Origin of the sequence: Kamptonema sp. UHCC 0994, assembly GCF_029167235.1 — a bacterium.
GTDB lineage: Bacteria > Cyanobacteriota > Cyanobacteriia > Cyanobacteriales > Microcoleaceae > Kamptonema.
On sequence record NZ_JARFTR010000269.1, the window covers coordinates 1 to 3,012 of the forward strand.

5 protein-coding genes are annotated in these 3,012 nt (G+C 42.4%); 3 read left to right on the top strand and 2 right to left on the bottom strand.

Annotated features, from left to right (window positions below):
* Nucleotides 1-274 precede the first annotated feature (274 nt).
* Nucleotides 275-1,000: a DUF3120 domain-containing protein gene (locus PY364_RS23440; RefSeq protein WP_275526816.1), complete on the bottom strand. Its 726-nt coding sequence runs from the start codon at nt 998-1,000 to the stop codon at nt 275-277.
* Between the two features lie 105 nt (nt 1,001-1,105).
* A complete protein-coding gene (locus PY364_RS23445; protein WP_275526818.1) occupies nt 1,106-1,261 on the bottom strand; it encodes a hypothetical protein in 156 nt (51 codons plus the stop codon).
* Between the two features lie 3 nt (nt 1,262-1,264).
* Between PY364_RS23445 and PY364_RS23450 the strand changes: the two genes are divergently transcribed.
* The 3 genes from PY364_RS23450 (at nt 1,265) to PY364_RS23460 (ending at nt 2,975) form a co-directional block, all read left to right on the top strand.
* Nucleotides 1,265-2,167 (top strand): undecaprenyl-diphosphate phosphatase, encoded by a 903-nt coding sequence (locus PY364_RS23450; protein ID WP_275526820.1) that lies wholly within the window; start codon nt 1,265-1,267, stop codon nt 2,165-2,167.
* A gap of 107 nt (nt 2,168-2,274) precedes the next feature.
* Nucleotides 2,275-2,607: a hypothetical protein gene (locus tag PY364_RS23455; RefSeq protein WP_275526822.1), complete on the top strand. Its 333-nt coding sequence runs from the start codon at nt 2,275-2,277 to the stop codon at nt 2,605-2,607.
* Complete coding sequence (locus tag PY364_RS23460; protein ID WP_275526824.1) at nt 2,571-2,975, top strand: hypothetical protein; 405 nt, start codon at nt 2,571-2,573, stop codon at nt 2,973-2,975. The genes PY364_RS23455 and PY364_RS23460 overlap by 37 nt, the downstream gene beginning before the upstream one ends.
* Nucleotides 2,976-3,012: the final 37 nt, after the last annotated feature.

Below are 3,012 nucleotides of genomic sequence, written 5' to 3' on the forward strand. Positions count from 1 at the left end.
ACTCGCATTGACCAAGCGCAAGTTTATTATAACTTAATTCCGCTAAAACAACTCACCGATCTTCACCCAATACCCACAATTCGTTAATTCAATACTAGGTAAATCTAGGTATTTTGGCTACTGCAACTAACCCAGAGCCTAAAGTCTCTAGGCCTATCAGTAGATTTGAGATTTTAGATTGATTCCACTATTTAAATTAGCGGAGCATACCAAAAAGTCTACAATCTATAGGCTAAAATCTCAAATTTTTGGCTCAGTAAGAGGGGGACAATTTTCAGTTCACCGCAGCGGCTACCAAAAATAGACTATCCACCAAAATTGTACCCAATACTGCTCCTGAAAATGCCCACCAATGAGGTTTGCCGGAGCGTAAAGGCAAAATGCCCACAGTTAGGAGCACTCCGACTAAGACAATCGCGCAGCTAATTCCCCAAGGGGTACGCACGATGGCGATCGCACTTTGAAAAATCGGCATTGCTAAGGATATGTCTACCTGCATTAACTGTCGCCAATGGGGGATTAACCCAGTCAGGTAAAAGTATCCATCTGTCACGGCTGTACCAAAGAGAGAACCTAGATAAAACCAGTTTCCCACTTTTCCCCAATCGCGCCTCAAACACCAAATTGCTAAAGGTACTAGAGCAGCTTCAACTGGCAAGTGCCAAAGTGGTTCCCACCGCAGCCAACCCCAATATATCCCTCCAGTTAACCAGCTCCAAGTGAATCCTAGCAGTAAGTCTCCCCAAAGCCAAGTTGAAGGGTTTTTGAGTAGCTTGAAGGCGATCGCCAGCCAGCCGACAGTCATTGTCAAGCTTAGCACTGGCATCTGCCGGACTAGCGGCGCTTGGAAAAATACTGGGACTGTCACCAGGAAAACAGCAGCCCCAAACATTAACCAGGTTATGCTAAATCTGAGCTTGCCTAAAAAAAATGTGGAAAAATGGCTGTTGCGATCGTTCGCAGTCGTGGAAGTGAACTCAGACAAAGTTTCGTTAAACAAGGTATCGTTAAGATTCTTTACTTAAGTTAATATTTTTGAAGATATCACAAAAACTTACCTTTACTCCCGACTGTCGAGTTTGGCGTTTTTACAAGGGCGATCGCCTTAGAAAACTGTCCCCAGTATTGCTAGATCGCTAAATCCGTCTCTCTCTTCCTTCTTCCCTCTTCCTTCTTCCTTCTTCCTTCTTCCTTCTTCCTTTGCTACAGTGATAGCCGCCGCCCATATTTGAGGCGAAGGACTAAATGACCAGGAACTCATAAAATGATTGCTAATCTTAACGCACTTTTGGCTCAAGCACCCATAGATACTGCTTCTGGACAACCTCAGATCGATATTTTACAGGCGATCGTTTTAGGAATAGTGCAAGGGTTAACAGAGTTCTTACCCATCAGTAGCAGCGCCCATTTGAAAGTCGTGCCGATCGCTCTAGGTTGGGGCGATCCCGGCGTTGCCTATACTGCTGTGATTCAACTAGGAAGCATTGTCGCTGTACTTTGGTATTTTCGGGAGGACTTGACAAAGATTGCGACAGGTGCATATAAGGCGATAGTTCAATCTGACTATGATTCCCAAGATTTCCGTATGGCGTTAGGAATTGGTTTGGGCACAATACCGATTATTTTTTTTGGACTACTGATCAAGGTATTTATTAAAGACTTCGATCAGTCGCCCTTGCGGAGTTTAGGGGCGATCGCGATCGCTTCTATTGTCATGTCCCTGCTATTGGCAATAGCCGAAAAATTTGGTAAGCGTCAGCGAGACTTTGAAAAATTGACTGTGCGAGATGGTATCTTAATGGGATTAGCTCAGTCAATGGCATTAATTCCCGGCGTTTCTCGCTCTGGTTCCACATTGACAGCAGGCTTATTTATGGGATTAGAAAGAGGGGCCGCAGCCCGGTTTTCTTTCTTGTTAGGAATTCCAGCAATTACTCTGGCTGGATTAGTTGAGTTAAAGGGCGCTTTAGGGGAAGGTATAGGTCAGGCTGGACTGGTTTCCTTGGTAGTTGGAACAGTATCGGCCGCAGTATTTTCTTATCTTGCTATTGCCTGGTTGTTGAAGTTTCTGCAAACTCAGAACACCTGGATTTTTGTTTGGTATCGGCTAGCTTTTGGGACAGCTATTTTGTGCGCGATTGCCGGTGGAGCATTAAAAAATATCTAAGAAGTGAAATAAAAAATATTCACTGAGTTACAATAGTTCAATAAAAATGCTAAGATATAATAACTTATAAAGTTATTGCAATACTTAAAATAAGGCATTTTTAGATTATGGTAACAGTATCAATCAAAGATGAATATGTTGAAGTTTTGAGTGCTTTGGGAGATTTACAGGTGGCTATGGACTTGGCAATCCAGCGCTATACCATTGAGCAGATTACAGCAAAAATCACCGATCTCAGAAAAAAGAATACTCATTATCAGGCTAAATATGGCATGGATTATCTCACTTTTAATCAGGAAATATCCCACAATGAATCTTTTATCAACAACCTTGAATCAAAGGTCAATAATCTGTGGGAGATTGACTTGGCAGATTGGGAATTTTGTTATAAGGGGATAGAAGATTGGACGCAAAAATTACAGAGTATTTTGCTAATGTAATCGGCGTTGCTCAAGCTACTTTTGAAGGGGTAAAGCACGTTATTGATGTGACACCATCAAGGGCAATTTTGCGCCTTGAGGCTCAATATGGAATTTATCGGGTATTGATTACAGAGTTGTTCAGCGATGAAGTCCGAAAATATAGGTATTACATTTTACAGGGAGATCGCGTAGAAGCAGGTTTTGATAATAGCCCCGATCCCCGTGCTATTCGGCTCAAGTATGGTAGAATTGGTGGAGAATATGCAGGTGAATATGTTCCTCATTTGCATTTGGAAAATAAAAGAGAGTTAGTGTTAACAGAAGAGATGACATTTGCCGATTTTGTGGATTGGTTGGAAACAAATATAGGACTTACCAACTTCTGACGTGATGTAAAGCCGCCCTCTGAGCGGTATCTTTACC